Origin of the sequence: Bradyrhizobium sp. HKCCYLRH2015, from assembly GCF_051168215.1 — a bacterium.
GTDB lineage: Bacteria > Pseudomonadota > Alphaproteobacteria > Rhizobiales > Xanthobacteraceae > Bradyrhizobium.
The window spans coordinates 117,330-143,959 of the sequence record NZ_JBNPUO010000008.1 but is presented as its reverse complement, the minus strand read 5'-3'; the positions used below and the strand labels follow the sequence as shown (position 1 = coordinate 143,959).

Annotated in this window: 25 protein-coding genes; 9 read left to right on the top strand and 16 right to left on the bottom strand. The window is 66.7% G+C overall.

The features are described from left to right. Nucleotides 1–201 precede the first annotated feature (201 nt). Nucleotides 202–678 (bottom strand): hypothetical protein, encoded by a 477-nt coding sequence (locus ACQR1H_RS21675; RefSeq protein WP_315804631.1) that lies wholly within the window; start codon nucleotides 676–678, stop codon nucleotides 202–204. Nucleotides 679–847: 169 nt separating this feature from the next. On the opposite strand from ACQR1H_RS21675, the gene ACQR1H_RS21670 reads away from it, so the two are divergent. Then, nucleotides 848–1,150 (top strand): hypothetical protein, encoded by a 303-nt coding sequence (locus ACQR1H_RS21670; protein WP_315804632.1) that lies wholly within the window; start codon nucleotides 848–850, stop codon nucleotides 1,148–1,150. 18 nt (nucleotides 1,151–1,168) lie between these two features. Here the strand turns inward: ACQR1H_RS21670 and ACQR1H_RS21665 are convergent, their stop codons facing one another. Beyond that, nucleotides 1,169–2,350 carry a hypothetical protein gene (locus tag ACQR1H_RS21665; protein WP_316218053.1) on the bottom strand — a complete coding sequence of 394 codons (1,182 nt, stop codon included), beginning with the start codon at nucleotides 2,348–2,350 and terminating at the stop codon, nucleotides 1,169–1,171. A gap of 25 nt (nucleotides 2,351–2,375) precedes the next feature. Next, the gene (locus ACQR1H_RS21660) at nucleotides 2,376–3,002 is read right to left on the bottom strand and encodes an NUDIX hydrolase (RefSeq protein ID WP_434887517.1); all 627 of its coding nucleotides are present in this window, start codon (nucleotides 3,000–3,002) and stop codon (nucleotides 2,376–2,378) included. Nucleotides 3,003–3,084: 82 nt separating this feature from the next. Between ACQR1H_RS21660 and ACQR1H_RS21655 the strand changes: the two genes are divergently transcribed. The 3 genes from ACQR1H_RS21655 (at nucleotide 3,085) to ACQR1H_RS21645 (ending at nucleotide 6,074) form a co-directional block, all read left to right on the top strand. Then, complete coding sequence (locus ACQR1H_RS21655) at nucleotides 3,085–3,507, top strand: PaaI family thioesterase (RefSeq protein ID WP_315804635.1); 423 nt, start codon at nucleotides 3,085–3,087, stop codon at nucleotides 3,505–3,507. Between the two features lie 232 nt (nucleotides 3,508–3,739). After that, nucleotides 3,740–4,750, top strand: coding sequence for an aldo/keto reductase (locus tag ACQR1H_RS21650; RefSeq protein ID WP_316181083.1), 1,011 nt, complete (start codon nucleotides 3,740–3,742; stop codon nucleotides 4,748–4,750). 1 nt (nucleotide 4,751) lies between these two features. Next, nucleotides 4,752–6,074, top strand: a complete 1,323-nt coding sequence (locus ACQR1H_RS21645; protein WP_316237191.1) for a tetratricopeptide repeat protein — start codon at nucleotides 4,752–4,754, stop codon at nucleotides 6,072–6,074. On the opposite strand, the gene ACQR1H_RS21640 is transcribed toward ACQR1H_RS21645, so the two are convergent. Both ACQR1H_RS21640 and ACQR1H_RS21635 read right to left on the bottom strand, forming a co-directional pair. Further along, nucleotides 6,071–7,036 (bottom strand): NAD(P)-dependent oxidoreductase, encoded by a 966-nt coding sequence (locus ACQR1H_RS21640; protein ID WP_434908169.1) that lies wholly within the window; start codon nucleotides 7,034–7,036, stop codon nucleotides 6,071–6,073. The genes ACQR1H_RS21645 and ACQR1H_RS21640 overlap by 4 nt on opposite strands. Before the next feature lie 223 nt (nucleotides 7,037–7,259). Then, the gene (locus tag ACQR1H_RS21635) at nucleotides 7,260–8,561 is read right to left on the bottom strand and encodes a M24 family metallopeptidase (RefSeq protein WP_434908168.1); all 1,302 of its coding nucleotides are present in this window, start codon (nucleotides 8,559–8,561) and stop codon (nucleotides 7,260–7,262) included. A 122-nt stretch (nucleotides 8,562–8,683) separates the two neighbouring features. Between ACQR1H_RS21635 and ACQR1H_RS21630 the strand changes: the two genes are divergently transcribed. Genes ACQR1H_RS21630 through ACQR1H_RS21620 form a run of 3 tightly spaced genes read left to right on the top strand, consistent with a single transcriptional unit; the run spans nucleotide 8,684 to nucleotide 11,361 of the window. Continuing rightward, nucleotides 8,684–9,745: a LacI family DNA-binding transcriptional regulator gene (locus ACQR1H_RS21630; RefSeq protein WP_316181076.1), complete on the top strand. Its 1,062-nt coding sequence runs from the start codon at nucleotides 8,684–8,686 to the stop codon at nucleotides 9,743–9,745. 57 nt (nucleotides 9,746–9,802) lie between these two features. Continuing rightward, on the top strand, nucleotides 9,803–10,621 hold the full coding sequence (locus ACQR1H_RS21625) for a CoA transferase subunit A (protein ID WP_434908167.1): 819 nt from the start codon (nucleotides 9,803–9,805) through the stop codon (nucleotides 10,619–10,621). Continuing rightward, nucleotides 10,618–11,361 carry a CoA-transferase gene (locus tag ACQR1H_RS21620; protein ID WP_434908166.1) on the top strand — a complete coding sequence of 248 codons (744 nt, stop codon included), beginning with the start codon at nucleotides 10,618–10,620 and terminating at the stop codon, nucleotides 11,359–11,361. The genes ACQR1H_RS21625 and ACQR1H_RS21620 overlap by 4 nt, the downstream gene beginning before the upstream one ends. Nucleotide 11,362: 1 nt before the next feature. Here ACQR1H_RS21620 and ACQR1H_RS21615 read toward each other — a convergent pair whose 3' ends face one another. Further along, on the bottom strand, nucleotides 11,363–12,835 hold the full coding sequence (locus ACQR1H_RS21615; protein ID WP_434908165.1) for an N-acyl-D-amino-acid deacylase family protein: 1,473 nt from the start codon (nucleotides 12,833–12,835) through the stop codon (nucleotides 11,363–11,365). Between the two features lie 256 nt (nucleotides 12,836–13,091). Here ACQR1H_RS21615 and ACQR1H_RS21610 point away from each other — a divergent pair, with 256 nt between their 5' ends. Next, nucleotides 13,092–14,129: a zinc-dependent alcohol dehydrogenase family protein gene (locus ACQR1H_RS21610; protein WP_434908164.1), complete on the top strand. Its 1,038-nt coding sequence runs from the start codon at nucleotides 13,092–13,094 to the stop codon at nucleotides 14,127–14,129. A 26-nt stretch (nucleotides 14,130–14,155) separates the two neighbouring features. Here the strand turns inward: ACQR1H_RS21610 and glgA are convergent, their stop codons facing one another. The 10 genes from glgA to ACQR1H_RS21560 all read right to left on the bottom strand — a co-directional run bounded on the left by glgA (nucleotide 14,156) and on the right by ACQR1H_RS21560 (nucleotide 25,992). Next, on the bottom strand, nucleotides 14,156–15,622 hold the full coding sequence (gene glgA / locus ACQR1H_RS21605) for a glycogen synthase GlgA (protein WP_315804645.1): 1,467 nt from the start codon (nucleotides 15,620–15,622) through the stop codon (nucleotides 14,156–14,158). Beyond that, nucleotides 15,619–16,884, bottom strand: coding sequence for a glucose-1-phosphate adenylyltransferase (glgC, locus tag ACQR1H_RS21600; protein WP_315804646.1), 1,266 nt, complete (start codon nucleotides 16,882–16,884; stop codon nucleotides 15,619–15,621). Before glgC ends, glgA begins: the two co-directional genes overlap by 4 nt. Before the next feature lie 144 nt (nucleotides 16,885–17,028). After that, nucleotides 17,029–17,976: a carbohydrate kinase family protein gene (locus tag ACQR1H_RS21595; protein ID WP_434908163.1), complete on the bottom strand. Its 948-nt coding sequence runs from the start codon at nucleotides 17,974–17,976 to the stop codon at nucleotides 17,029–17,031. Nucleotides 17,977–17,978: 2 nt separating this feature from the next. Then, nucleotides 17,979–19,622: an FGGY-family carbohydrate kinase gene (locus tag ACQR1H_RS21590; protein ID WP_434908162.1), complete on the bottom strand. Its 1,644-nt coding sequence runs from the start codon at nucleotides 19,620–19,622 to the stop codon at nucleotides 17,979–17,981. Nucleotides 19,623–19,650: 28 nt separating this feature from the next. Further along, nucleotides 19,651–20,424 carry an SDR family NAD(P)-dependent oxidoreductase gene (locus tag ACQR1H_RS21585; protein WP_434838060.1) on the bottom strand — a complete coding sequence of 258 codons (774 nt, stop codon included), beginning with the start codon at nucleotides 20,422–20,424 and terminating at the stop codon, nucleotides 19,651–19,653. Between the two features lie 47 nt (nucleotides 20,425–20,471). Further along, nucleotides 20,472–21,479 carry an ABC transporter ATP-binding protein gene (locus ACQR1H_RS21580; protein ID WP_315804650.1) on the bottom strand — a complete coding sequence of 336 codons (1,008 nt, stop codon included), beginning with the start codon at nucleotides 21,477–21,479 and terminating at the stop codon, nucleotides 20,472–20,474. Between the two features lie 15 nt (nucleotides 21,480–21,494). Next, nucleotides 21,495–22,325, bottom strand: coding sequence for a carbohydrate ABC transporter permease (locus tag ACQR1H_RS21575; protein ID WP_315804651.1), 831 nt, complete (start codon nucleotides 22,323–22,325; stop codon nucleotides 21,495–21,497). 4 nt (nucleotides 22,326–22,329) lie between these two features. Next, nucleotides 22,330–23,202, bottom strand: coding sequence for a carbohydrate ABC transporter permease (locus tag ACQR1H_RS21570; protein WP_316218066.1), 873 nt, complete (start codon nucleotides 23,200–23,202; stop codon nucleotides 22,330–22,332). 352 nt (nucleotides 23,203–23,554) lie between these two features. Next, nucleotides 23,555–24,844, bottom strand: a complete 1,290-nt coding sequence (locus ACQR1H_RS21565) for an ABC transporter substrate-binding protein (RefSeq protein WP_434895817.1) — start codon at nucleotides 24,842–24,844, stop codon at nucleotides 23,555–23,557. A gap of 200 nt (nucleotides 24,845–25,044) precedes the next feature. Beyond that, a complete protein-coding gene (locus tag ACQR1H_RS21560; protein WP_434838061.1) occupies nucleotides 25,045–25,992 on the bottom strand; it encodes a sugar-binding transcriptional regulator in 948 nt (315 codons plus the stop codon). 286 nt (nucleotides 25,993–26,278) lie between these two features. On the opposite strand from ACQR1H_RS21560, the gene ACQR1H_RS21555 reads away from it, so the two are divergent. Further along, nucleotides 26,279–26,602 (top strand): hypothetical protein, encoded by a 324-nt coding sequence (locus tag ACQR1H_RS21555; RefSeq protein ID WP_316181055.1) that lies wholly within the window; start codon nucleotides 26,279–26,281, stop codon nucleotides 26,600–26,602. Nucleotides 26,603–26,630 lie beyond the last annotated feature (28 nt).

Below are 26,630 nucleotides of genomic sequence, written 5' to 3'. Positions count from 1 at the left end.
CCATTGATTTTGCCGCAAATTGGACGGCTGCGGGCGCGGGGTCAACCCATCCGAAAGACTGGCGCACCAGCCTCTCCCGCTCCCACGGCGCGAGGCCGGGACCGATGCGCCCCCGCGTTCAATCTTACATTGACAGTAACACCAGCTTGAACCGCAGGTGCAGCCCAGAGCGGCGGGCTGCCTCCCTCGCAAGGCCGCCGCTCATTGGAACGTCATGTCGACGCACTTGGAGATGTCCGAGCCGAGCCCGGACGAGATCGTCATGCAGCCGCGCACTTTCTGCTGGGTCGTATCCGCCACCCAGATCGAATAGCCGCCATTGCCGAAGAAGGAGTTGGTGTTCGCCGGCTCGGTCTCGGTGGCATCGAACTCGTATTTGGAATCGGTGTCGAACACGCGCGGCTTCCTGGTGCAGCCGCCGTCGGTCTGGACGTTGATGACCTCCTTGTTGTCCCGGGTCAGCGACAGTGAGACCTGGCAGCGGAAATATTCCGAGGTCTTCACGTTGAAGAGGTAGGCGTAGGACTTGCAAACGGCCGTATTGAGCTTGCCGGCGGAGAGACCGCGGCTGCAGGCGATGCGCTGGTTGTTGGACAGCTTGAAGTCGTCGGCCCGGGCGGATGCCAACGTCACCAGCGACAACGCCGCAACCCAACCGATCTTCGTGACGAGGCTCATCCGAATCATCCCCAAAGTGTTTTCTTGGCCTATGTTTCTAAACCACGCTGCAGGATAATCGCGAGATCGGCGAATGGAAAATCCGCCAACGATCACCGCGCTGCGACGGGGCCACGATGATGCCAACGCGTTCGCGATTTGTTCGAGACGACATCGATTGGAGGAGGACATGAAGAGCCCGTTTCTGAAAGCCCTGATCGCCCTGGGGGCGCTCGGCGCACTGACCAGCGTGAGCTGCGCCGCACCGCCGGAGCCGTGGGAGCTGAAGCCCGACATGGGTTACGCCTATGGCAAGGACGGCAAGACGCTCGCCTACAAGATGGGCACCAAGAACGCCGACATGCTGCTCAAGGGTGCCAAGAAGGTGCCGAAGGGCACGCTGTTCTTCGTCGGCCAGAACGGTCAGCTCTACATGCGGACCGCCCCCTATCTCGACGGCGACGGCAGCTTCTCGTTCGGCGCGGATGAGTAGAGGCGAGCGCGCGCAGCCTCAGAACGCGGCCGCCAGCTCCTTGGCGCCGGGCAGGCTGCTGAGCGAGTCCATCCTGGAATCCGTCACCGCAAGCAGCTTCGCCACGGTGTTGTGGCGAACGGCGACCGGATTGCGCTCATAGCCGCCGCGCTGGAAGAAGTTGGCGGTCGGAACCTGATCGCGCATCTCGAGCGGCATCGTCACCATGTCGAAGCCCGTGCCGTCGCCGGTGAGATTCATCATTTCGAGCTCGGCGGCCGAAAGCGGCCTCGTGTAGCCCTTGGCGCGTGCGAACAGCACCGACGTCAGGAGCTTGTGCGTCTGCAGCATCGGCCCGACGTCGATGTCGAGCACCATCGCGTGCATGGCCCAGCCCTGCGGCGTGTTGCCGATCTTCTCATGCGCCGACCAGTCGTCCGGTACGGAGCGCGCGATTGCGACCATCTTCTTCAGGACCGCGAGCTTGTGCTCCATCGCGCCGCGTGCCGGCCCGGACGTCCGCGCCACGCGTTCACCGAGCAGGCGGATGAACAGCGGACCCTGCTCGGCGAGCAGCTCGACGCTGTTGGTGGTCAAGAGCTGATTGTAGCCGATCGCCGTCGAGATCGCGCGGTTGCCCTTGAAGCCCGATTGCGAGTCGTGCTTGCCGTTGCCGCCGGTCTCGAAGGCATAGACGCGCACCGCCTGCTCGCGAGTCAGTCCCGACGCCGCGGCGAAGCGCGCATAGGCGCGCTTGAAATCGATGTCGCTGGCGGGGCGCTGCGGCGACCATTGGAAATGCTCCTGTGCCGCCTTCACGAGGTCGGCGACCACAGGGATGTATTTGCGCTCGCGCGGCTCGCCCTCGGGTTCCGGCTCGGGATTCACCGGCCGCTTCGGCCCGGTGTAGACCGGCGGCTGCTCCAGCACATAGTCGTCGAGCCCGATCGGCTGACGATCGCGGCGCTTGGCATTGCGCGCCCGGCGCTTGTCGGCGATCGCCTTCCAATAGGCGCCCGCCTCCTGGTCGAACTCCGCGCGCGCCTGCTGATATTCGGCGAGTTTGCGCCGATACTCCGCAATCGCGGCGGGCGATGCCATCTGCGCCAAAGCTTCGCGCGGGGCGACCGGTGCGCCGGGTTCCGCGGCCAGCAGAGGCGGCGCGCCGGACCCGGCGCAGGCGACAATCAGGACAAGCGTGCGAATCGGCTGATGAAGCATGCCGCCCTTGTAGCCGAAACGGCGGCTACTTCCAGGCAAACACCGGCTGTTCCAGCTCATGCACCCGGGTGTCGCGGCCGGACAGCACCTCCCGGAACTGATAGATCAGCGCCGCGGTGGGTGCGTGAATGAGGCCCTCGCGGGCGTGAAACCGGATGACGCGCCGCGTGCTCTCGGGGATCGCGGTGAAATCGAACGCGTCATCCGCCGTGATCGCGTCGAGGCCGATCCGGTGCACCGAGGCGACCTCGTCTGGATTGGGCCGCAGCGTGCGGCCATTGGCCGCCCATACGATGACAGGGGTAATCAGATAGCCGGACCGTGTCGGATAGTCGTCGAGGAGGCCCAGCACCGCGTCCGGCGCCAGCATCAGCCCGAGCTCTTCTGCGAGCTCACGCAACGCCGCCTCGACCGGCGTTTCGCCGGCATCGCAGCGGCCACCCGGCAGAGCCCATTGCCCGCCATGGCTGCGCAGCCCCGCAGCACGCAGCGTGAGCAGCAGCGCCGTGTTGCCGGTCTCGTGGTGGGGCGCCAGCGCGATCACCACCGCCGCGCGCTTCAGCGAGGTCGCCGCAGCCGCCTCCAGCCGCACGAAACCCGCGCAGCAGCTCTCGATTTTCCGCCTGGTGGCATCGTCGAACGGCATCGGCATGCAGCTTGACTACACCAGGCCGGCGACAGATGAAACGACCTGCAGGCCGGCTTCGGGGCCACAACAGGAAAGGTCTTCAGCGATGACGAAATCAGCCGCGGCCAGGATGACGTCCGACGGCTGGGAGATCGTCGACACCTCGGGCTTCCTGCACCTGATCGGCCCGCTGTGGCAGCGCGTCGTCGACGGCGCCCATGAATACGCCATCGTCACCGAGGACAAGCATCACAACCGCCGCGGCCTGGTCCAGGGCGGCGTGATCATGACGCTGGCGGACCGCAGTTGCGGCATGATGGCCCGCCATGCCGCGGGCAAGGAGCACATGGCGACGATCCAGTTCGACACGCATTTCGTCGAGTCCGGCAAGATCGGCGAGACCCTGGTGTCGCGGCCGCATGTGGTGCGGATCACCCGCAGCCTGGTGTTCATCACCACCGAGGTGACGGCCGGGCATCGCGTGATCGCGATGGCGTCGGGCGTGTTCAAGATCCTGAAAAGCGAGTGAGAGCCCTACTCTCTCCGCCGTCATTGCGAGGAGCGCAGCGACGACGCGTCCGCCGAAGCCGATCGGGCGAAGGCGGAAGCAATCCAGAGTCCCGCCCCGGCTCTGGATTGCTTCGCGGAGCCTGTCATCGGGCCGCGCATCCGCGCGGACCCGGTGGCTCGCAATGACGCGCAGAGAGAGCTATCGTATCCACTCCGTCCGCGGGCGGTGATGGTTTGGAAATGAGGCAAGAATGCAATATCGCCAGCTCGGCCGTTCCGGCCTGAAAGTGTCGCCGATCTGCCTGGGCACGATGATGTTCGGAGGTCCCACCGACGAGCCGACATCGGCCCGCATCATCGCCAAGGCGCGTGACGCCGGCGTCAACTTCATCGACACTGCGGATGCCTACAACAAGGGCGCGTCGGAGGAGGTGGTCGGCCGCACCATCGCGCGCGAGCGCGACCGCTGGATCGTCGCCACCAAGCTCGCCAACCCGATGGGCGACGATCCGAACCGCGCCGGCCTGTCGCGGCGCTGGGTAATGCAGGCCGCGGACGAAAGCCTGCGGCGGCTCGGCACCGGGCATATCGACATCTACTATTTGCACAAGGAGGACCACGCGACGCCGCTGGAGGAGACCGTGCGCGCCGTTGGCGACCTCATGCGCGCCGGCAAGATCCGGTATTTCGGCGTCTCCAACTACCGCGCCTGGCGGCTCGCCGAGATCTGCAATCTCTGCGACGGCATGGGCATTGACCGTCCTGTCGTCAGCCAGCCCTACTACAACGCGATGAACCGGATGCCCGAGGTCGAGCACTTGCCGGCCTGCGGCTATTACGGCCTCGGCGTCGTGCCTTACAGCCCGCTGGCGCGCGGCGTGCTCACCGGCAAGTACAGCCCCGATGCGCCGCCGGACAAGGAGACCCGCGCCGGCCGCAACGACACCAGGATGATGCAGACCGAGTGGCGGCCCGAATCGCTGAAGCTGGCGCAGGAGATCAAGCGCCACGCCGAGACGAAGGGCTTCACGCCGGGGCAGTTCGCCGTGTCCTGGGTGCTCAACTCCGCCTTCATCAGCTCGGTGATCGCGGGTCCGCGCACCGAGGCGCAATGGGACGACTACATCCGCGCGCTCGACTATCCCTTCGCCGCCGACGACGAGGCGCTGATCGACCGGCTGGTCGTGACCGGTCACGCTTCGACGCCCGGCTACAACGATCCGGCCTATCCGATCGAGGGCCGCAGGCCGCGGGTGGGCTGAGATGGAGGAGGATCGCTACGGCCTGCCCCTGTCGACCGCCTCCACTGATGCGGCCGCGGCCTATCGCGAGGGCGTCGACCTGCTGCTCGCCTTCTGGCCCAGCGCGGCAGATGCGTTCGAGCGGGCGATCATGCTCGATCCGGATTTCGCGCTGGCGCACGCCGCCCGCGCGCGCATTCATGCCATCTATATGCAGCGCGAGGCGGCGCTGCAGACCATCAAGCGCGCCCGCGACCTCGTCGCCAGGCGCGGCACGCCGCGCGAGCAGAGCCATGTCGCGACCCTGGTGCTCGCCATCGAGGGCCGCGGCACCGACGCGCTCGACGCGACCTTGGCCCATCTGGAAAGCTGGCCGCGTGACGCCATGATCATGGCGCTGCCGCTCGGCGCCTTCGGCCTGCTGGCCTTTTCCGGTCGCAGAGATCACGACGCCGCCCGACGCGAGCTGTGCGACCGGTTTGCCGCCGCCTATGGCGAGGACTGGTGGTTCCTATCGAACCACGGCTGGGCGCTCACCGAGGCCGGTGATATCGCGCAGGGACGCGCCGTCACCGAGCGCAGCTTCGCGTTGCGCCGGCACAACGCTTATGCCGTGCATGCGCTGCTTCATGCGATGTTCGAGGCTGGTGCGCTGGACGAGGCCGATGCGCTCGTCGAGGGGTGGATCGGCGACTACGATCGCACCGGGATGCTGCACGGTCATATCTGCTGGCACCAGGCGCTCGGCGCCCTGGACCGCGGCGATGCCGCCGGGGCACTCAAAGTCTACACCGACGTGCTGGTACCGACGATGGACACCGCGCCGCCGCTCAACACGCTGTCGGACTGCGCCTCGCTGCTGTGGCGACTGCTGGCGGAGAACTACACCGTGCCGGGTGGCGCTTGGGCCGAGGTGGCGGCCTATGCCAGCCCCCGTTTCACGGGCTCGACGCTCGCCTTCATCGAGATGCACCTGGTGATGATCGCTGCGGCCACCGATGATACCGCGGCGCTCAAGGGCCGTCTCGCCGCGATCGAGCGGCGGCAGACCGAAGGCACGCTGCCGGCGGGCCGCATCGTGCCGCACATGCTGCGGGCGCTGCGCGCCTTCGCCGAAGAGAATTGGCGCGCCTGCGCGCGTGAGCTCACCCCTGTCATCGGCGACCTCGCCCGCATCGGCGGCAGCCACGCCCAGCGCGAGGTGATCGAGGACACCTACATCCTGTCCCTGATCCGCAGCGGCGCGCTGACCCAGGCCCGCGAGGTGCTCGACACCCGCCTGCACCGCCGGCCGTCGGCGCGCGACACGCGCTGGCGGGCCCTCACGACCCCTGCGCCTGCTTAGCCCTCGGTTTCCAGCCCGGTCGGCATCGGCACGTTTTCCGGCTGCAGCTTGAGACCGGCGGCGAGCGCCACCGTCTCCAGCAGCGCCGCAAAATCCTTCTCCAGATAAGCGGCCGGGTCCGATTGCAGCGAGGCGGCGCCGACATGGGCCTGCAGCGCCTCGCGGGTCGCCGCCGTCACCGGCATGGCGACGTCGAGTTGGCGCGCCGCCGACAGGCCGAGATCGAGATCCTTGCGCAGCAGCGGCGGCGTGAAGGTCGTGGTCCAGTCGAGATTGACCAGCGCGTTGCTCTTGTACTTCGTGAAGGTCGAGCCCATGACGCTGGCATTCATGAAGTTGAGAAAGGCATGGCGCGGCACGCCGGCCTTCTGCGCCAGGATGGTGATCTCGGCGAGGTTCTGGATCACGACGCCGAGGAACACGTTGTGCGCGATCTTGCAGATGCGTGCGAGCTCGCCCTCGCCGACATAGGACACGCCGGAGACGGCGATCTTCGCCAGATAGGGCTCGATGACCTCGAACGCGGCCTTGGGGCCGGAGACGACCGACGACAGCTTGCCGGCCTTGACGCATTTGCCGTTGCCGGACACCGGCGCCCGCACGAACCCACAACCGAGCTGATTCAGCTTGGCGGCGATCGCCTCCGATTGCTCGATGCCGATCGAGGAGCAGTCCACCAGGATCTGGGGACGCGATCCGGAACTGGCGGCCACCAGGCCGTGGTCGCCGAAATAGACCTGCTCGAGATCCTTGCCCGTCGACACCATCGTGAACACGATGTCGCACGCGGCGAGATCGCGGGGATGATCGACGATGACGCCCCCTTTCGCCGCCAGCGGCTCGGCCTTGGCGCGGGTGCGATTGTAGATCGACACCTTGTGGCCGGCCTTGAGCAGGCGCTCAGCCATCGGATAGCCCATGCGCCCCATGCCGATCCAGCCGAGCGAATGCATCGCGGTCATCATCGTCTCCTCGTCCTACTGATCACAGTCTCCGTTATTGCGAGGAGCCAACGGGTCCGCCCGAAGGGCGGCCCGATGACAGGCTCCGCGACGAAGCAATCCAGAGTCACCACTGCCGCCCTGGATTGCTTCCGCCTTCGTTCTTCGAGCTACGGCGGACACGTCGCTTCGCTCGCAATGACGAAACCACAAAGATCGCTCTATTGAGCGCATTGCCATCCGCTCAGTAGCGGTTGGCGATCGGCAATTCCTCGGCCGGGAACAGCGTGATCACCTGACAGCCCTTGTCGGTGACCACCACCTCCTCCTCGATCCGCGCGGCCGAGAAGCCGTCGGTCGCCGGACAGTAGGTCTCGAGCGCGAACACCATGCCGGTCTTGATCTCCATCGGATTGTCCAGCGAGACCAGCCGGGAGATGATCGGACGCTCATGCAGCGCAAGTCCAAGTCCATGGCCGAACTGCAGGCCGAAGGCCGCCATCTCCGAGGGAAAGCCGAACTCCTCGGCCTTAGGCCAGACCTTGGCGACAGTGTCGGTCGAGACGCCCGGCTTGATCAGCGCGATCGCATCGTCGAGCCATTCGCGGCACTGCTTGTAGGCATCGTGCTGCGCCGGCGTGGCGCGGCCGACATTGAAGGTGCGGTAGTAGCAGGTCCGGTAGCCCTGATAGGACTGCAGGATGTCGAAGAACGCCTGGTCGCCCGGACGCAGGATGCGGTCGGTGAAATTATGCGGATGCGGATTGCAGCGCTCGCCGGAGATGGCATTGATCGCCTCGACGTCGTCGGAGCCCATCTCGTAGAGCATCTTGTTGGCGAGCGCGACGATGTCGTTCTCGCGCACGCCCGGCTTCAGGTGCTCGTAGATCGAATGATAGACACCGTCGACCATGGCCGCGGCCTGATTCAACAGCATGATCTCGTCGATGTTCTTGATCTCGCGCGCGTCCAGCATGACCTGCTGGCCGTCGACCACCTTCATGCCGGCCTTCTGCAACTCGAAGAACATCGCGGTCTCGGCGAGGTCGACGCCGACCGGCATGTCGGCAACGCCGGCCGACCGCAATAGGCTCATCACCTCTTCGGCATGCGCCTTCATCAGTCCGACCGCCGGCGGCACGGTGCCGCGCATGCCGAGCATGCCGGCCCGGCAGTTCTCAGGCGCCAGCCAGTCGCAGAACAGACGATGGTGGACGGCTGCCGAACCGAAATCCCACACGATCGGCTCGCCGTCGCCGGCCAGCAGCGCGAAACGGCACAGCTTGTCGCGCTCCCATTCGCCGATCTTGGTGCCGGACACGTAGCGAATGTTGTTGACGTCGAACAGCAGCAGCGCACCATAGCCCGACGCCTTCAGCGCTGCGCGCGCCCGCGCCAGCCGGTAGCGCCGCAACCTGTCGAAATCGACGCGGCGCTCGAAATCCACCGAGACATGGCCATGCGATGGAATCGCCCGCCCCCAGCGCCAATGCGGATCGAGATGCTCCGGGCTGACCAGATGCGGCTTCAACGCGCTGGCTGTCATGTGGGCGTTTCCCATTGTGCTATTGCAATCGATTGCAGAGCCGGGTTTATTGCATGCACGCAAAATGTGTCAAGGTACCGCGCGATCAAAACGTCGTTGCGCTGCGGCATCAGGGAGCGGAGATGAAAAGGACGTCGCCATCGACAAGGAGCCCGCGCGCAGCGGCGTCCTCACGTCCGACGATCAAGGATGTCGCGGCGCGCTGCGACGTGCATCCCTCCACGGTGTCGCGCGCGCTCAGCCCGGCCATGAAGCATCTGGTGGCGGGCGATGTCGTGGAGCGGATCCAGGCCGCCGCCAACGCGCTCGGCTATCGGCTGAACATGGCCGCCAAGGGCCTGCGCACCGGGCGCAGCGGCCTGATCGGTGTGCTCGCGCCCGATATCGCCGATCCCGGCTTCCCGCCCGTGCTGTCCGGCATCGCCGACCATCTCAACGCCGAGGGTTATGCGACGATCGTCGTCGACGTCGGCAGCAAGGGCTCGGAGCAGGATCTGGTCGACCGGCTGATTGCCCGCGGCGTCGACGGTCTGGTGCTGGCGACGGTGAGCCTGCGCGACGATGTCGTGAAGCACTGCCTGGACGCGGCGCTCCCTGTTGTGCTGGTCAATCGCGTCGATGCCGCCGGACTGCTGCCGTCGGCCGCCAGCGACGATGCCGCCGGCATGCGTCTCGCCGTCCAGCATCTCGTCGCGCTCGGCCACCGCCGCATCGGTCACGTCGCGGGCCCGCAGCACATCTCGACCGGCGCGCGCCGCCGCGCCGGCTTCGAGGCCAGCATCGCGGCTGCGGGACTGTCCGCCCGCCATGCGCCGGTCGAAGCCGTCGAAGCCTATACGCGGGCGGCGGGTCGCGAGGCTGCGCTGCGCCTGCTCGCGCGGCGGACGCGCCCAACCGCCATCGTCGCCGCCAATGACCTGCTGGCGCTCGGCGTCTATGACGCGCTCGCCGCGCGCGGCCTCGCCTGCCCCGGCGATGTCTCCGTGGTCGGCCACAACGACATGCCGTTCGTCGACATGGTCGCGCCGCCGCTGACCACGGTGCGGATCGCCCAGCGCGACATGGGCGAAGCCGCGGCGCGGCTGCTGCTCGACCGCCTTGCCGGGCGCGAGGCCGTGACCGACCACATCGTACTGGCGCCGGAGCTCATCATCCGCGGCTCGACGATCGCATACGCGCACTGACAGACCCGCGGCCCATCGCTACACTCGGCGGCCAAGCAACAACGGGAGGATAAGCCGATGACGGAGATGGTCGGCCTGGAGGCGCTCGTCGCATCAATCGCACCGGGGCAATCGATCGCGATCCCGGTCGACCGTGCCGGCGTCTCGATGGCGGCAACAGCGGCCATGATCGAGGCCGGCCTCACCGGGCTGCATCTCGTCTGCGTACCGATATCAGGCCTGCAGGCCGATCTGCTGATCGGCGCCGGCGTGGCGACGGTGGTGGAAACCAGCGCCGTCTCGCTCGGCGAGGCCGGCGGCGCACCGCGCTTTGTCGCGGCCGTGCGCGACGGCAGCATCACCTTGCGCGATGCCACCTGCCCTGCGATCCATGCCGGCCTGCTGGCCGGGCAGAAGGGCGTGCCGTTCATGCCGATCGCCGGCATCATCGGCAGCGACCTATTGCGGGTCCGCCCCGATTGGAAAGTGATCGACAGTCCCGTCGGCGAGCCCGGCAAGGTCGTCGTGGTGCCGGCGATCACGCCCGACGTGGCACTGTTCCACGCGCCCGAGGCGGACCGCTTCGGCAACGTCCGCATCGGCCGCTACCGTGAGCTGGCGACCATGGCCTATGCGGCGAAGCGCACGCTGGTCACCGTCGAGCGCATCGTCGATCGCGATCTGATGGCGACCGAAGACTCGGCCGCCGGCGTGCTGCCGGCGCTCTATGTCGATGCCATCGCGGTCGCCGAAAACGGCGCCTGGCCACTGCCGCTGTGGGACGAATACGAGACCGACGGCGCCGAGCTCGCGCGCTACGCCGCGATGGCGCGCACGGAGGACGGCTTCCGCGCCTATCTTTCCGCCTTCCTGAGCCGCAGCAAGGAGGTGGCATGACCATGCACGACGAGCGCGCGCGCAAGGAACTGCTGATCACCGTCATCGCCGACCTGCTCGACGGCGTCCGCCACGTCGCCGTCGGCGCCTCGTCGCCGGTCCCGGCGGCCGGCGCGATGCTGCTGCGCGCACGCAACGCGCAAAGGGGCAAGCCGCCGGTCCGCATCTCGATCCTCGGCTCCAGCCGGCACAATTTCTTCACCAATGGCGGCGTCGAGCTGTTCGACTGCGCCGCGCAGGGCCGCGTCGACGCGTTCTTTCTCGGCGGCGGCCAGATCGACGGTGCCGGGAATATCAACCTGGTCGGCACCGGCGACTATCCGCGGATGGACGTGCGCTGGCCGGGCTCGTTCGGCTCGGCCTATCTCTATCATCTCATCCCGCGGGTGATCCTGTTTCGCGAGGAGCATTCGCCGCGCGTGCTGGTGCCGAAGGTGGATTTCATCAGCGCCGCCGCCACCACGCCGGAGGTGAAGCGGCGCGGCGGCCCGCACGCGCTGCTGACCAATCTGGCGCTGTTCGATTTCGAGCGCGAGCGCGGTGGCTTCCGGCTGCGCTCGGTGCATCCCGGCTACACGGCCGAGGACGTCCGCGACCGAACCGGGTTCGACTACGCTTCCCCGGAAATGGTACCGCCGACGGCCGGCCCTGATCGCGCCACGGTCGAGCTGATCCGCGGCCGGATCCGCGACGAGCTCGCGGAATGCTACCCGGAATTCGCGCGCGCGATGGCCGCGTAGCTCACTGCAGCGTACCGCGGGTGATCACCTGCCCCGCATGCGCCTTCTGATGCGCGCCCTGCCACCAGGTCAGCGCGCCATTGACGATGACGGCCTCGATGCCGGCGGCCGGCACGCAGGGGGCATCATAGGTCGCGCCGTCGCGCACGCTGGCCGCATCGAACAGCGTGATGTCGGCATAGTTGCCGACCGCGAGCGTGCCCCGTCCCTTGATGCCGAAATTCTGCGCCGTCAGCCCGCTCATCTTCCACACCGCGGTTTCCAGCGGGAACAGCTCGAGCTCGCGGCAGTAGTAGCCGAGCACACGCGGGAATGTGCCCCAGAGCCGCGGATGCGGACGCTCGCCGAACGGCAGGCCGTCGGAGCCGATCATGGTCGGCTCGAAGGCGAGGATGGTCTGCACGTCGGCCTCGTCCATCGCGAAGTAGATCGCCGACGCCGGCTGCAGCCGCTTCGCGGCTTCGAGCCGGTCGACGCCCCAATCGGCGGCGATGTCGGCGAGATCGCGCCCCGCCACTTCCGGATGGGGTCCGGAGGCCGCGACGACGACCTTGACCTGCAGCTTGGCCGGGTCGGTGTGCAGCATGGTCGAGGAGGCGTTGTAGGGATAGCAGTCGAGCGCGACGCACTGGCAGCTCATCGCCTTGGTGATCAGCGGCAGCGTCTCCCTGGTGCGGCCGAAATTGGCAGGGCCCACCACCTTGTGATGCGAGATCACGACCTGGACGTCGAGTGCCTTGCCGATGGCGAAGCTTTCCTCCAGCGATTGGATGACCTCGTTCGCCTCGTTGCGCATATGCGTCGCATACACGCCGCCGCTGCCGGTGAGCGGACGGCAGACCTCGATGATCTCCTCGGTCGGCGCCGCCTCCGCCGGCGGATAGAACGTCCCTGTCGAAACCCCGATGGCGCCGGCATCGAGCGCCTCCTGCACATGCGCGCGCATCTCGGCGATCTCCACGTCCGTCGCGGCCCGGCCGAGATCGCTCACGACCGAGGCGCGCAGCGCGGTGTGGCCGACCATCGGCGCGACGTTGACCGCAGCCGGCGCCGCGCGCAACGCGGCGACGTAGTCGGCGAACGCGGCATACTCGACCACCTGTCCCTCGCTTGGCGATAGCAAGCCGAGCGGCATCGGCCGCGGCGAGCCTGGCTTCAGCGGCGCGATGCTGACGCCGCAATTGCCGGTCACGACGGAGGTCACGCCCTGCGAGACCTTGCAGGTCATGTCGGGATCGACCAGCACGGCGCTGTCGTCATGGGTGTGGGAGTCGATGAAGCCCGGCGCAACGATGAGGCCGGTGGCGTCGATCACGCGCGTGGCCTTCCGGCCGTCAAACCCGCCGATGGCGACGATGCGGCCATCCTTGATGCCGACATCAGCCTCGAAGCGTGGCGCACGCGTGCCGTCGATGACGGTGCCGCCGCGGATGATCAGGTCGAAGGACACGGACGAAGGCTGGCTGTCGGTCATGAAATCTCACGCGGAATGGTAGGAAGCCGGGAGACTATCCGCGAGCCGCGCCGATGCGTCCAGAGCGATGCGTATGTGATCTGAGCCGGGCTGGACTGCATTGGATGCGCGACGCGCGTCCGCCGTCCGCATTTCGCCCTGGCCACCCGGGACACACGATAGTGATAGGGACTCTGGTCAGGATTGATACGCCTCAACGGCGCGCGACCTCTCTTGCGCCATCCATCCTCCGGGCAGAAACCTGCGGAGGTAAGTCATGAAAGCCCTGGTCTATCATGGTCCCGGCAAGAAATCCCTGGACGAGCGCCCGAAGCCGACCGTCATCGAGCCGGGCGACGCGGTGGTCAAAATCCTGAAGACGACGATCTGCGGGACCGACCTTCATATTCTCAAGGGTGACGTGCCGACATGTACGCCGGGCCGCATTCTCGGTCACGAGGGTGTCGGTGTGGTCGATGCGGTCGGCAGCGCCGTGCGCGCGTTCAAGCCGGGCGACCACGTCATCGTTTCCTGCATTTCGGCCTGTGGAACGTGCGACTATTGCCGGGGCGGCATGTATTCGCACTGCCGCCACGGCGGCTGGATCCTCGGCAACAAGATCGACGGCACCCAGGCGGAGTATGTGCGGACGCCTCACGCCGACACCAGCCTCTACCACGTGCCCGCGGGCACCGAGGAGGACGCGCTGGTGATGTTGAGCGACATCCTCCCGACCGGTTTCGAATGCGGCGTGCTCAACGGCAAGGTCGAGCCGGGCTCGACGGTCGCGATCGTCGGCGCCGGTCCGATCGGATTGGCGGCGCTGCTGACGGCACAATTCTATTCGCCGGCCGAGATCATCATGATCGACCTCGACGACAACAGGCTCGAGGTCGCCACCCGCTTCGGCGCCACCAGCGTCGTCAACAACGCCGACGGCAAGGCCGTCGAGAAGGTCATGGCGCTGACCGATGGCCGCGGCGTCGATACCGCGATCGAGGCGGTCGGGGTGCCCGCCACCTTCGTGACCTGCGAGGACATCATCGCCCCCGGCGGCGTGATCGCCAATGTCGGCGTGCACGGGGTCAAGGCCGACCTGCATCTGGAGAAGCTGTGGGACCGCAACATCGCGATCACGACACGGCTGGTCGATACGGTGACGACGCCGATGCTGCTGAAGACGGTGCAGTCGCGCAAGCTCGAGCCGAAGCGGCTGATCACCCACCGCTTCAGGCTTGATCAGATCCTTGATGCCTACGAGACGTTCGGCGCCGCGGCCAAGACCCATGCGTTGAAGGTTCTCATCGAGACATAGGCGTCCTGACCCGCACGCCGCGGCGCTCAGCCTGCCGGACGCCGCTGCGCGACGATCTGCCGGTAGAGTTCGGCATAACGACCGGCGCGGTGGCGCCAGGAGACGTCGGTCAGCATCGCGTTGAGCTGCATGCGGGTCCAATTCGAGGCGTTGCTGCGCGCGGCGTAGAAGGCCGCAGCGGCGCGGCGCAGGGTCTGGTCGAGCGCCTCCGCTGTCACGGACGCGCACTTGAACCCGGTCGCGGCGACGCCGGCCTCCGTCTCGTCAATGACGGTGTCGGCGAGACCGCCCACCGCAGTGACGATCGGCAGCGCGCCATAACGCAACGCGCAGAGCTGTGTCAGCCCGCACGGCTCGAACCGCGACGGCACGACCAGCGCGTCGCAGCCGGCCTGGATGAGATGCGCCAAGCCCTCGTCGTAGCCGATGACGACGCCGATCTTTCCGGGATCGTTCGCGGCCGCGGCGCGGAACGCGTCGCGCAGCTCGGCCTCGCCGTCGCCGAGCAGGGCCAGCTGGATGCCGCTACTGGTCAAGGTCGGCAGGCAGGACAGCAGCAGGTCGAGCCCCTTCTGCGAGGTCAACCGGCTGACGACGCCGAGCAGGAACGTCTCCGGCGCCACCTGCAGGCCCATGCGCGTCTGCAGCGCAGCCTTGTTGGGCGCCCGCGCCTCGATCCGGTCGATGCCGAAATGAGAGGCGATCGCCGGATCGCTGCCGGGATCCCACACCGCCGTGTCGATCCCGTTGAGGATGCCAACGAGGTCGGACGATCGCTGCCGCAGCAGGCCGCCGAGGCCCATGCCGTGCTCGTCGCTCTGGATCTCCCGCGCATAGGTCGGCGACACCGTCGTGATCTTGTCGGCGAACTGCAACCCCGCCTTGAGGAAGCTGATGTCGCCGTAATATTCGAGGCCGTAGATCGAGAACGATTCCGGCGGCAGTCCGAGCGGCGGCAGGAAATGACGGGGGAAGCGGCCCTGGAACGCCAGATTGTGCACCGTCATGACCGTGCCCGGATGCGGCCGGTGGCTGTAGAGCAGATAGGCCGGCACCAGCCCGGCCTGCCAGTCGTGACCGTGGACGATGTCGGGGACGAAGGCCGGCACCGCGCCGAGCCCGATATAGGACGCCGCGCGGGCCAGCGCGGCAAAGCGGAACGCATTGTCCGGCCAATCCTTGCCGTCGGGCCCCAGATAGGGGTTGCCCTCGCGGTCGTAGAGATGCGGCGCATCGAGCACGAACAGATCGAGCGCACCATGGCTGCCGCCGAGCAGCCGGGCGTTGCCGCCGAAGAAGTTCGGCAATGAGCTGATCTCGCTGGCCTGCTCCAGCGCCTTCATCACGGCGGGATAGCCGGGAATCAGCGTGCGGACCTCGACGTCCTCGGCCAGCAGCGCCCAGGGCAGCGCGCCGACGACGTCGGCGAGACCGCCTGTCTTGACGATGGGATAGACCTCGGAGGCAACCGACAGAACGCGCAGCGGCGTCATGAATTGAGCCCATCGATCATCGGCTGGGTAATCAAGGTCACGCCGTTCTCCGTGGTCCTGAACCGCTTGGCGTCGAACTCCGGATCCTCGCCGACAACCAGCCCTTCCGGAATCTGCACGCCGCGGTCGACCACGACGTTGGTCAGGCGGGCGTGGCGGGCGACGTTGACGTAGGGCAGCAGCACCGCGTTCTGCACTCTGGCGTAGGAATGCAGGTGCGCGCCGGTGAACAGCAGCGAGCGCTGCACCTGTGCGCCGGAGACGATGCAGCCGCCTGAGACCAGCGAGCAGGTCGCCTCGCCGCGGCGGCCATCCGTGTCGTGAACGAATTTGGCCGGCGGCGTGATCTCCGAATAGGTCCAGATCGGCCAGGAGCGGTCGTAGAGATCGAGCTCCGGCACGACGTCCGTCAGGTCGAGATTGGCGGCCCAATAGGCGTCGACGGTTCCGACGTCACGCCAGTAGCTGCGCGGATCGTGATCGGCACGAACGCAGGAGCGCGAGAACTGATGGGCAACGGCGCGGCCGTTCCTGACAATGTGGGGAATGACGTCACGTCCGAAATCATGGTTCGAGTTCGGGTCGGCAGCATCGCGCTTCAGCTCCTCGAACAGGAACTTGGCGTCGAACACATAGATGCCCATGCTGGCGAGCGACTTGTCGGGCTTGCCCGGCATCGGCGGCGGATCGGCCGGCTTCTCGATGAAGTCGCGGATCGTGTCGTCATCGTTGATGTGCATGATGCCGAAGCCTGAGGATTCCTCACGCGGCATCTCCAGGCAGCCCACGGTGACGTCGGCGCGCTGGTCGACATGCTGCTGCAGCATCAGCTCGTAGTCCATCTTGTAGATGTGGTCGCCGGCCAGCACGACGATGTATTTCGTGTTGTAGGTCTCGAGGATGTCGATGTTCTGGTACACGGCGTCGGCCGTGCCGACGTACCACATGGTCTCGGAGACGCGCTGGCTCGCCGGAAGGATGTCGAAGCTCTCGTTGCGCTCGGGACGGAAGAAGTTCCAGCCCATCTGCAGATGCCGGATCAGACTGTGCGCCTTGTACTGTGTCGCCACGGCGATGCGCCGGATGCCGGAATTGACGGCGTTCGACAGCGCGAAATCGATGATGCGCGACTTGCCGCCGAAATAGACCGCCGGCTTGGCACGCCGGTCGGTGAGTTCGAGCAGGCGGCTGCCGCGGCCGCCTGCCAGCACGAAGGCCAGCGCGTGACGGGACAGCGGCTCGGTCCTGGCGGCGACTGCCATAGTTCTCCTCCCTGCAACTCGTTGTCGCGTCATGATTTCGGCGGCCCCGACAAGGACGCTTCGCGATCGCGCTCCGCTGTCCGGACCTCACATATGACGGGGGAACAGCCAACCAGTTCCGAATGACGAGTGCAATGGGGTGCTTCAGCCCAGGCGATCCCAGGTTGCAGCCATGTCGTCCCAGCGCGGCGGGTCGGCGCCCTCGCGGGTGCAGGTGACGGCCGCACACGCCCCGGCAAAGGCGAGCGCCTTGCGCATTTCAGTCTGGCTCAACGCCTTCAGGGCCTCCCGGCCGATGCGGCCGAGCTTGCGCAACGCGAACAGGAGCCCCGCCTGGAACGTATCGCCGGCGCCGATCGTATCGACCACCTCGACCTGGGGGACCGAGACCTCGACCGCGCCGGCCTGCGCATGCCAGCCGAGCGCCCCGTTGGGGCCGCGGGTGACGACGACCAGGCTGGTGCCGCGCGAAAGCAGCGCGTCGGCCCGTGCGGCGTAATCGTCGTGGCCATGCAGATAGTCGAAATCCACATCCGACATCTTGATCAGGTCGGCGCTCCCGGCAAATCCATCCATGCCGGCGCGATAGGCGGCCTTGTCGGTCACGAGATTCGGCCGGCAGTTCGGGTCGAAGGAGATCGTCACCGTGCCCTGCGTGGCGGCGATCAGCGCACGGGTCTCCGCGGCACCGAGATCGTGGATCAGCGTGGTCGAGCCGACATGGATGGCGTCGATGTCAGCAAAAGGGATGCTGCCGGGTCTGAACGTCCATTTCCGCGCGGCGGTCTCGGCGTCGTAGAAGGCGTATTGCGCCTCGCTGCCGACATGGCGAACGAAAGCGAGCGTGGTCTGGTCCGGGCTGCGCGTGGCGTAGCCGAGGTCGACGTTCGAGCCTTGGGCATGCGCCGCGATCATGCTGCCGAACAGGTCGGTCGAGATGCCACCGACGAAGCCCGTGGGCGCACCGAGCCGGGCCACACCGACGGCGACGTTCAGGCACGAGCCGCCGACCACGGGCCGCAAGGCATCGCGCCCGTCGGGCAATCTGGCCGGGACGAAATCGATCAGCGCATCACCGCAGCTCAGGATCATGGTCATGCCTCCCCGTGGCCCCCATGCATCACGGAACGGCTCTCGCGATCAAGCGTCCGCAGCATGCCGTGGATGCGCCGCTTGCGGCGATGGAAGGCCGCGATGTTCGGATCGGTCGGGTCGCTGAGACGCCCCAGCGTGGGCATCGAGGCCATCGTGTCGCCGATCGAGCGGAAGGCGCCGCTGGCGACCGCGCCCAGCATGGCCGCCCCGAGCAGCACCGGCTCCTGGGTCCCCGGCAGCGCCACCGTCAACCCGGTCGTATCGGCCATGATCTGGCGCACCAGTGGGCTGCGCGAGGCGCCGCCGGCCATCACCAGCGTGCGGCTGGTGACGCCATTGGCGGCGAAGGCATCGATCACGTCGGCCAGGCCATAGGCGAGCCCGCACAACCCCGCCACGAACAGCCGCTCCAGCGCCGCGATATCGGCATCGAGATCGAGGCCGGCGATGACGGCGCGCGAATCCGGATCGGCATAGGGCGAGCGGTTGCCGAGAAATTCCGGAAGAATGTGGAGATCACGCGCCAGCAGCGCCGCACTGCCGGCATTCGGCACCCGCGCCATGATCCGTTTTTCGAGCAGGCTGATCAGGTCGAGCCCTTCCGCGCGCGCCGCAGCGGTCGCCTCGACAGAGGCCGGGTGCGAGCGCAGCAGATGGTCGATCGCCGCGCCCGCGGCGGACTGGCCACCCTCGTTGAGCCAGGACCCAGGCACCATGCCTTGATAATAAGGTCCCCATACGCCGGGCACGAAGGACGGCGCCTGCGTCGTCGCCATGATGCAGGCCGAGGTCCCCATGATGTAGGCGAGGCGGTCGCAGACATTCACCTCACCGCCGTCAGCCGCTCGGCCACCGATGGCGCCGATGCCGCCGGCATGGGCATCAATCAGCGCGGCGCCGACCGGCGTGCCCGGGGCCAGCCCGAGCTCTTCGGCTGCGACGCGGGACAGCCCGTGGCCGAGCGGCGTGCCCGGTGCGACGATCTCGGTGCCGATCCGCGCGTAATCGTCTGCGACGAAATCGTCCAGCCCGATGCGCCGGAAATAGGCTGCGCTCCAGCGCGTCTCGTGGGCGAGATAATTCCATTTGCAGGTGACCGTGCACATCGAGCGCGCCAGCGAGCCTGACGCGCGCCAGGTCAGGAAGTCGGCCAGATCGAAGAAGTGGCCGGCGGCGTCGAAGCTGTTGCGGAGATGCCGCTTCAGCCACAGGAGCTTGGGCATCTCCATCTCCGGCGAGATCGAGCCGCCGACATAGCGCAGTACGTCGTCCCCGGTCGCATTGATGTCGCGTGCCTCCGTCAGCGCGCGATGATCCATCCAGACGATGACGTTGCGGCGGGCGTCGCCGGAGCTGCTGACGGTGACCGGCGCGCCCTGGCGGTCCAGCACGACCAGCGAGCAGGTGGCATCGAAGCCGATCCCCCTGATCAGATCCGGCGCGATCCCCGCTTCCGCCAGCGCGGCTTTGACCGACGCGCAGCACGCGCGCCAGATGTCGTCGGACGATTGCTCGACGACATCGCCGGCCTCATGCCAGGTCTGGATCTGATGCCGCGCCGCGGCAAGCAGCCGACCGTGACTGTCGAAAACTCCGGCGCGCGTGCTGGTCGTGCCGACATCGACACCGACAAAGGCCTGCATGTTCCGCTCCCGTCAATTTGACGAGAGCTTACCAGCAAGTGTAGCCGCCATCGACAACGACGACGCTGCCGGTCATCAAACTTGCCGCCTCGGAGGCCAGGAACAGCACCACCGAGGCGATCTCCTCGACCTGACCCATGCGGCCCATTGGGGTTCCGCCGATCCAGGCGTCGTACATGCGCGGATTGCTCTTCACGAAGGCGTTGAGCGGCGTCTCGATATAGGTCGGCGCCACCGCGTTGACGCGGATGCCGCGCGCGCCCCACTCGGCCGCCAGCGACTTGGTCAGATGGTGCACCGCGGCCTTCGACGCATTGTAGAAGCACTGCTCCTGCGGCTTGTTGACGATGAAGCCGGACATCGAGCCGATATTGACGATGCTGCCGCTCTTGGCTGCCAGCATGTGCTGGCCGAAGGCGCGGCAGCACCAGAAGGTGCCGTTGAGGTTGACATCGAGCACGTTGAGCCAGTGCTCGTCGGTGACGGTCTCGGCCGGTGTCTCGCTGCGCGCGATGCCGGCATTGTTGACGAGAATGTCCACCTTGCCGTAGCGCGCCACCAGATCGTCGGCGACCGCCGCAACCTGCGCCGAATTGGTCACGTCCATCAGCGCGGTCTCGGTGGTGAAGCCCTTGGCCTTCATCGCCGCCTGTGCGTCCGCGGCCGCCTTCGCATCCCGATCGGCGATCACCACATGCGCGCCCGCCTCCGCCAGCGCCTCGACGCAGGCCAGGCCGATGCCCTGCCCGCCGCCGGTGACCAACGCGGTCTTGCCGTTCAGTTTGAATTTTTCGAGATACATCGTCGTGGTCCGTTGTTGTCGTTGACGCCCGGAGGGGACGTCACCTCTCATGCGAAGATCGAATTGCCGCTCTGGTCGAAGCGGTAGATGCGGCTGGGCTCGGGCCGCAGCGTTACAGCGTCGCCGGCACTGAGCCGTTTCTCGCCGACGACGCGCACTGTCAGCGTGCCCAGCGCGCCGGCGTCGACGTAGAGAAAGGTGTCGCTGCCGAGATGCTCGGCGATCACGACCTTGCCGGGCCAGCCCCCGCCGCCCTCATCGACGACCGCGACATGCTCGGGCCGCACGCCGATCGTGGTCGCATGGTGTTTGTCCGCTTCCGCGCCGGTGATGAAGTTCATCTTCGGCGAGCCGATGAAGCCGGCGACGAACAGATTGGCGGGTCGCTGATAGAGCTCGATCGGCGAGCCATATTGCTCGATGCGGCCGGCGTTCAGCACCACGATCTTGTCGGCCATGGTCATGGCCTCGACCTGGTCGTGCGTCACGTAGATCGCCGTCGTACCGAGCTGCTTCTGCAGCCGCGTCACCTCGAGCCGCATCTGCACGCGCAGCGCGGCATCGAGATTGGATAGCGGCTCGTCGAACAGGAACGCTTTCGGCTCGCGCACGATGGCGCGGCCGATCGCGACGCGCTGGCGCTGGCCGCCGGAGAGCTCGCGCGGCTTGCGGTCGAGATAGGGCGTGAGGTTCAAGGTCGCCGCGGCGGCCTCGACCTTGCTGTTGATCTCGGCCTTTGGCAGCCCGGCCATCTTCAGGCCGAAGGCGATGTTGCCGCGCACGCTCATGTGCGGATACAGCGCATAGGACTGGAACACCATCGACAGGCCGCGCTTGGCCGGCGGCACGTCGACGACATTGTTGCCGTCGATCAGGATGCGGCCGCCGGAGACATCTTCCAGCCCTGCGATCAGGCGCAGCAGCGTGGTCTTGCCGCAGCCGGAGGGGCCGACGAACACCACGAAGGCACCGTCGGGAATGTCGAGGTCGGCGCCCTTGATGATGTGGACCGGCCCGAACGATTTCTGCACACCCTCAAGCGTGATCCGTCCCATGATTCAGCCCCTTTATTACTTCACTGCGCCGAAGGTCAGCCCGCGCACGAGCTGCTTCTGGCTGAACCAGCCGATGATCAGGATCGGCGCGATCGCGAGCGTCGAAGCCGCCGACAGCCGCGCCCAGAACAGGCCTTCGGGGCTCGAATAGGAGGCGATGAAGGTCGTCAGCGGCGCCGCCTCCAGGGTCGAAAGGTTCAAGGTCCAGAACGCCTCGTTCCAGGCCAGTATCAGGTTGAGCAGCAGGGTCGAGGCGAGGCCCGGGATCGCCATCGGCGTCAGCACGTAGATCAGCTCGCGCCCGATCGTGGCGCCGTCCATTCGCGCTGCCTCGAGAATGTCCTTGGGGATCTCCTTGAAGTAGGTGAACAGCATCCAGATCACGATCGGCAGATTGCCGAGGCACAGGATGAAGACCAGCCCAGTCCGCGTATCGAGCAGCCCCATGTTCTTGTAGATCAGATAGATCGGAACGAGCACGCCGACCGGCGGCATCATCTTGGTCGAGAGCATCCAGAGCAGGATGTCCTTGGTGCGCTTGGTCGGCGCAAACGCCATCGACCACGCCGCCGGAATGGCGATCAGCATCGCAATGAGCGTCGAGCCGCCGGCGACGATCAGCGAGTTCAGCGCGTGGTGCAGATAGTCGCTGCGCTCCTGCACGGTGACGTAGTTCTCGGTGGTCCAGTGGAAGAACAGGAACGACGGCGGCGTCGCGAACGCCTCCAGCTCGGTCTTGAAGCTCGCCAGCACCATCCACAGGATCGGGAAGAAGATCACGAAGCCCGCAAGCCAGGCGGCGACGGTGGAGATCGCGACATGACGTCCGGTGACCTTGCGCGCCATGGTGTTACGCCTCGAGGTTACGGCCGACGATGCGGACCAGGAAGAAGGCGACGATGTTGGCGATGACCACCGCGACGAGGCCGCCGGCCGAGGCGGTGCCGACGTCGAACTGGATCAGCGCCTGCGAATAGACCAGGAAGGCGATGTTGGTGGTCTGCAGCCCCGGCCCGCCGCCGGTTGTGACGAAGATCTCGGCAAACACCGTGAGCAGGAAGATGGTCTCGATCAGGATCACCACGGTGATCGGGCGCGCCAGATGCGGCACAGTCAGGTAGATGAAGCGCGACAGCGCGCTGGCGCCGTCCATCTCGGCGGCCTCCTTCTGCTCCTCGTCGAGCGACTGCAGCGCGGTCAGCAGGATGAGCGTGGCGAACGGCAGCCACTGCCAGGCCACGATGAAGATGACCGCGAGCAGCGGCGCGTCGGTGAACCAGTCGACCGGCGTCATTCCGAGCGAGGTCGCGATCCAGGCGAACAGGCCGGACACCGGGTGCATCAGGAGATTCTTCCACACCAGCGCGCTGACTGTCGGCATCACGAAGAACGGCGCGATCACCATCAGGCGGATGAAGTTGCGGCCGATGACGGGCTGGTCGAGCAGGATCGCAAGGGGAATGCCGAGGCCGATGGTCAGCAGCAGCACCGAGCCGACCAGCACCAGCGTGTTCTGCAGCGAGGCGAGGAAGGCCGGATCGGTGAGGAAGTAGGTGAAGTTCTCGAAGCCGACGAAGCTTTCCGAGCCGGGATCGAGCAGGCTGTAATGCAAGGTCGAGAAGTAGATCGTCAGCGCCAGCGGCACGATCATCCAGATGAACAGCAGAATCACCGCCGGCGACATCAGCGCCCGGGCGAGCAGTTGCGTCTGTCTGGTGGCCATTGCTGCTGTCCGTCTGCTCGATGAACTGCTTACTCGGTAAAAACCGCCGTCATTGCGAGCGAAGCGAAGCAATCCAGGGTCGCGGGCGTGACTCTGGATTGCTTCGTCGCTTCGCTCCTCGCAATGACGGAGTCCGGGGCTTCCCGTAGGGTGGGCAAAGGCGCGAAAGCGCCGTGCCCACCATCTTAACCGTTGTCGTGACGCGGTGGGCACGCTTCGCTTTGCCCACCCTACGAATGCTCGCAGGTCCCATCCGCATCGGAGAGAAAATGCGGCCATCCCTGTGGGGAGGGATGGCCGCCAGTGATCAGCTCGGGAGGAGTTTCTTGTCGAGCTGATAGACTTGGCACGCCTATTTGATGTAGCCGGCGCGTTTCATCTCACGTTCGGTGGCGGACTGTGCCGCCGCGAGCGCCGCATCCACTGTCATCGATCCGGCGAGCGCGGCAGAAAACTGCTGCCCGACCGCGGTGCCGATGCCCTGGAATTCAGGAATGGCGGCGTATTGCACGCCGACATAAGGCACCGGCTTCACCGTCGGATGGTTCGGATCGGCGGCGTCGATCGAAGCCAAGGTCAGCTTGGCGAACGGCGCGACCTTCAGGTACTCCTCGTTCTTGTAGAGCGAGGTGCGCGTCCCCGGCGGCACGTTGGCCCAGCCGTCCTTCGAGGCGACGAGCTTGAGATAGTCCTTGCTGGTCGCCCAGGCGATGAACTTCTCCGCCGCCTCGACCTTCTTGGAGCCGGCGGGCACCGCGAGGCTCCAGGCCCACAGCCAGTTGGCGTTCTTGCCGAGGCCGGTGTTCGGCGCCAGCGCGAAGCCGACCTTGTCGGCGACCTTGGATTCCTTCGGATTGGTCACGAACGAGGCCGCCACCGTGGCGTCGATCCACATCGCGCATTTGCCGGAGTTGAACAGCGCGAGGTTCTCGTTGAAGCCGTTCGAGCTGGCGCCGGGAGGGCCCGCTTCCTTCATCAGCTCGACATAGGTCGACAGCGTCTTCTTCCATTCCGGCGTGTTGAACTGCGGCTGCCACTTCTCGTCGAACCAGCGCGCGCCGAACGAGTTCGACATCGCGGTCAGGAACGCCATGTTCTCGCCCCAGCCGGCCTTGCCGCGCAGGCAGATGCCGAACACGCCGGCCTGCTTGTCGGTGAGCTTCTTGGCGGCGTCGATGACGAAGTCCCAGGTCGGGCTCTCCGGCATCTTCAGCCCGGCCTTGTCGAACAGGTCGGTGCGGTACATCACCATCGAGCTCTCGCCATAGAACGGCGCGGCGTAGAGCTTACCGTCGACGGACACCGCGTCCTTGATCTTCGGCAGGATGTCGTTGGCATCGTAATCGGCGCCGAGCTTGTCGAGCGGCACCAGCCAGTTCTTCTTGGCCCAGATCGGCACCTCGTAGGTGCCGATGGTGAGGATGTCGAACTGGCCGCCCTTGGTGGCGATGTCGGTGGTGACGCGCTGGCGCAGCACGTTCTCTTCCAGAGTCACCCACTTCACCTGGATGTCGGGATTGGCCTTGGTGAATTCGCCGGTCAGGCCCTGCATCCGGATCATGTCGCCATTGTTGACGGTGGCGATGGTCAGGGTCGTCTCCGCCAGTGCGGGCGTAACTGTCAGCAGCGTGGCGGCGCCCATCAGGGCGGCAAGCGTGCTCGTCCGAGTGAAGATGGTCTTCACGGTCTCCTCCCTTCCCGTGTCTTTTGAATATATGCTCACGGGCTGAGCTGATGTTCACAACACTGGTCGGGCTTTGTCAAGCATGCGCCGGCGCCCACAGGTTGTGCGGCGCGACAGAGATCGGACGTTGATAGAAGGAAGCGCTGCGCCGCGGGCATTCACCCCAGGACGGCGCGCGCCGTGGCCTCGTCGGTGATCAGGCCATTGATGAGACGACCGGTCAGTGCGGCGCGGATCGCCGGGATCTTCGCCGGCCCCAGCGCCGCCGCGATGGTCATGGCGCGGGCCGGCACCTCGGGCGGAATGCTGGTGAGCCGGCGGTTGGTGCCGCCAGCGATCACCTTGCCGCCGGCGTCATAGGCCCAGCCGGTGATCTCGCCGATGGCGCCGAGCCGCATCATCTCGGTGAGCTCGTCGCGGGTGACGAAGCCGTCGACATGCATCTGCGCCTTCTGGTCCATCTGGCCGATGCCGACCAGCTTGAGATCGGCCTTGTCGGCGACCGCCTTGACCTTGGCGATGGCATCCAGCCGGACCATGCGGTCGCGCTCGTCCTCGCTGCCCATCAGGAACGGCAGCGGCATCGGATAATGCCGCGCGCCGGTGCGGTCGGCGAGCCGGCCGACGGTGTCGAAGAAGCTCGCCGAGCCGTCCGCCAGGATGTTGCCGACCAGCGAGACGATCTGATGCTCGGGCCGATCGATCGGCGTGACGCGCTCGACCGCGGCGCGCACCGCCCGCCCGGTGCCGAGCGCGATGATGACCGGCGTCTCGGCGCGCAAGGTCGTCTCCAGCAGGTTGGCGCAGCGCTCGGCGATCCCGGACGCTGTGGTCGGCGCGGCCGGATCGGTTGGCACCACCTCGCAATGCACCAGCGCGAACCGCTCCCTGAGCTGCGCCGCGAGCGCCATGCAGGAGGCGATCGGGTGCTCGAGCCGGAAGGTGATCAGCCGCTCGGCGAGGCACAGCGACACCAGCCGCTGCGCCGAGGCGCGCGACACCTGCAGCATCCGGGCGATCTCGTCCTGGGTGTGGCCGGCGATGAAATACAGCCAGCCGGCGCGGGCGGCGTCGTCAAGCCGGGATTTTTCGCTGTCGCCTGCCATGACGCAGAGCGGTCTCCTTCTCAGACACGTCGTCCCCCGGCCGAGCAGGGGCGCGACGGTGATCGGCCGGCACTATGGCATGGCCGCCGCGGCGCCGGGAACCGAAGCCCGCCACCATCCCCAGCCGGACGCGGCGGGGTCATTCAGACCAGATCATATGCCCTGATCATGGGCAATAGCCCAGGCTCGGAAGGTTGCAACCCAAGCCCCGGAACCTCGCTCGGCGCACGACGGCTGCGCATCCGCGAGGGATGCGGCGCCTCGGCCGGCCGCTTAGCTCGGAGGCATGGCCCTCCCAGCTCTCGTCCGCCCCCGCCGCGCCGCTCCGGTGCTCGTCTGCCGCAAATGCCTGAAGCGCAGCGATGACCCCAAGGAAATCAGGAAGGCCATCAAGCACGCGCTGAAATCCCACGACAGCTCTGGTCACGGCGCAGGCGAGAAGCCGGCGCGCATCGTCATGACGAGCTGCTTCGGCCTGTGCCCGAAGCGGGCGGTCGTGGTCACCGGCGGCGTCCGCGCGGCGCGTGGCGAATATGTGCTCGTCTCCGCAGCCAAGGACGTGCCCAGCGCCTTGGCGCTGCTGCGCGATGATCCGAACAGGCCGGGTTGAGATCGTGATGGTGAACAGGACCTTACGC